Here is a 3,319-nt window from a genome sequence, read left to right on the forward strand (position 1 = left end):
CGATCGCTTGTCAATATTGACTCTAGTTTATTTCTTTGGATAAGTCCTCGAGCGATTAGTATTGGTCCGCTACATGTGTCGCCACACTTCCACTTCCAACCTATCTACCTGATCATCTCTCAGGGCTCTTACTAACATAAAGTTATGGGAAATCTCATCTTGAGGTGGGTTTCACACTTAGATGCTTTCAGCGTTTATCCCTTCCCTACATAGCTACCCAGCGATGCCTTTGGCAAGACAACTGGTACACCAGCGGTAAGTCCACTCTGGTCCTCTCGTACTAGGAGCAGATCCTCTCAAATTTCCTACGCCCGCGACGGATAGGGACCGAACTGTCTCACGACGTTCTGAACCCAGCTCGCGTGCCGCTTTAATGGGCGAACAGCCCAACCCTTGGGACCGACTACAGCCCCAGGATGCGACGAGCCGACATCGAGGTGCCAAACCTCCCCGTCGATGTGAACTCTTGGGGGAGATAAGCCTGTTATCCCCAGGGTAGCTTTTATCCGTTGAGCGATGGCCCTTCCATGCGGAACCACCGGATCACTAAGCCCGACTTTCGTCCCTGCTCGAGTTGTAGCTCTCGCAGTCAAGCTCCCTTATACCTTTACACTCTGCGAATGATTTCCAACCATTCTGAGGGAACCTTTGGGCGCCTCCGTTACCTTTTAGGAGGCGACCGCCCCAGTCAAACTGCCCGTCAGACACTGTCTCCGATAGGGATAACCTATCTGGGTTAGAGTAGCCATAACACAAGGGTAGTATCCCAACAGCGCCTCTGTCGAAACTGGCGTCCCGACTTCATAGGCTCCTACCTATCCTGTACATGTGGTACAGATACTCAATATCAAACTGCAGTAAAGCTCCATGGGGTCTTTCCGTCCTGTCGCGGGTAACCTGCATCTTCACAGGTACTAAAATTTCACCGAGTCTCTCGTTGAGACAGTGCCCAAATCATTACGCCTTTCGTGCGGGTCGGAACTTACCCGACAAGGAATTTCGCTACCTTAGGACCGTTATAGTTACGGCCGCCGTTTACTGGGGCTTCAATTCAGATCTTCGCTTGCGCTAAACCCTCCTCTTAACCTTCCAGCACCGGGCAGGCGTCACCCCCTATACATCATCTTACGATTTAGCAGAGAGCTGTGTTTTTGATAAACAGTTGCTTGGGCCTATTCACTGCGGCTCAGTTAAACTGAGCACCCCTTCTCCCGAAGTTACGGGGTCATTTTGCCGAGTTCCTTAACGAGAGTTCTCTCGCTCACCTGAGGCTACTCGCCTCGACTACCTGTGTCGGTTTGCGGTACGGGTAGAGTATGATACAACGCTAGAAGATTTTCTCGGCAGTGTGACGTCACTAACTTCGCTACTAAACTTCGCTCCCCATCACAACTCAATGTTAGAGATACAAGCATTTGACTCATATCACACCTCACTGCTTAGACGGGCACTTCCAATCGCCCGCTTTAGTTAGCCTACTGCGTCCCTCCATCACTTCATACTCTAGTACAGGAATATCAACCTGTTGTCCATCGGATACACCTTTCGGTCTCTCCTTAGGTCCCGACTAACCCAGGGCGGACGAGCCTTCCCCTGGAAACCTTAGTCTTACGGTGGATGGGATTCTCACCCATCTTTCGCTACTCATACCGGCATTCTCACTTCTATGCGTTCCAGCACTCCTCACGGTATACCTTCTTCACACATAGAACGCTCTCCTACCATAACACCTAAGTGTTATCCACAGCTTCGGTAAATTGTTTTAGCCCCGGTACATTTTCGGCGCAGGGTCACTCGACTAGTGAGCTATTACGCACTCTTTGAATGAATAGCTGCTTCTAAGCTAACATCCTAGTTGTCTGTGCAACCCCACATCCTTTTCCACTTAACAATTATTTTGGGACCTTAGCTGGTGGTCTGGGCTGTTTCCCTTTCGACTACGGATCTTAGCACTCGCAGTCTGACTGCCGACCATAAATCTTTGGCATTCGGAGTTTATCTGAAATCAGTAAACCGAGATGGCCCCCTCATCCAAACAGTGCTCTACCTCCAAGATTCTTAATGTCGACGCTAGCCCTAAAGCTATTTCGGAGAGAACCAGCTATCTCCAAGTTCGTTTGGAATTTCTCCGCTACCCACAAGTCATCCAAGCACTTTTCAACGTGCCCTGGTTCGGTCCTCCAGTGCGTCTTACCGCACCTTCAACCTGCTCATGGGTAGGTCACATGGTTTCGGGTCTACGACATAATACTAAGGCGCCCTATTCAGACTCGGTTTCCCTACGGCTCCGTCTCTTCAACTTAACCTCGCATCATATCGTAACTCGCCGGTTCATTCTACAAAAGGCACGCTCTCACCCATTAACGGGCTCGAACTTGTTGTAGGCACACGGTTTCAGGTTCTATTTCACTCCCCTTCCGGGGTACTTTTCACCTTTCCCTCACGGTACTGGTTCACTATCGGTCACTAGAGAGTATTTAGGGTTGGGAGATGGTCCTCCCGGATTCCGACGAGATTTCGCGTGTCTCGCCGTACTCAGGATACTGCTAGGTATAAAGACTATTTCAAATACGAGGCTATTACTCTCTTTGGCCTACCTTCCCAGGTAGTTCTTCTATACTCTTTAAGTCCACATTGCAGTCCTACAACCCCGAAGAGTAAACTCTTCGGTTTGCCCTCCTGCCGTTTCGCTCGCCGCTACTAAGGCAATCGCTTTTGCTTTCTCTTCCTGCAGCTACTTAGATGTTTCAGTTCACTGCGTCTTCCTCTACACTACCTTAACAGTAGTGAGTGACAGGCATTACCTGCCGGGTTCCCCCATTCGGACATCCCTGGATCATTGCTTACTTACAGCTCCCCAAGGCATTTCGTCGTTAGTCACGTCCTTCATCGGCTTCTAGTGCCAAGGCATCCACCGTGCGCCCTTATTAACTTAACCTTATTAACCTAATTTTTTCAAAAATTAGAAAACTCATTAAATATTCACAGCGTTTTCGGTTTATTTTCTTGTTACTATTTCTCAATGTATCCTTTCAGATACATCAGGAATGTTTGATAGATATTCAATTTTCAATGGACAAAATCTTAACAACTTCCGTTGTTAATGGAGCCTAGCGGGATCGAACCGCTGACCTCCTGCGTGCAAAGCAGGCGCTCTCCCAGCTGAGCTAAGGCCCCACAAGACCTCTCAAAATTAAAGAAGACTGACGTACAGGTTCCATTTCCTTAGAAAGGAGGTGATCCAGCCGCACCTTCCGATACGGCTACCTTGTTACGACTTCACCCCAATCATCTATCCCACCTTAGGCGGCTGGCTCCT

1 tRNA gene and 2 rRNA genes (1 of these 3 cut by a window edge) are annotated in these 3,319 nt (G+C 49.1%); all 3 read right to left on the reverse strand.

Annotation, left to right across the window (positions count from 1 at the left end):
• Nucleotides 1–35 precede the first annotated feature (35 nt).
• Nucleotides 36–2,938, reverse strand: a 23S ribosomal RNA gene (locus NF418_RS10170).
• A gap of 166 nt (nt 2,939–3,104) precedes the next feature.
• Nucleotides 3,105–3,177, reverse strand: a tRNA-Ala gene (locus tag NF418_RS10175).
• A gap of 52 nt (nt 3,178–3,229) precedes the next feature.
• Nucleotides 3,230–3,319, reverse strand: a 16S ribosomal RNA gene (locus tag NF418_RS10180); it runs 1,555 nt beyond the window's last position.
• The 16S and 23S rRNA genes sit together here with 1 tRNA gene alongside, the layout of an rRNA operon.

This window comes from Streptococcus suis, assembly GCF_024509555.1.
Taxonomy (GTDB): Bacteria; Bacillota; Bacilli; order Lactobacillales; family Streptococcaceae; genus Streptococcus; species Streptococcus suis_AD.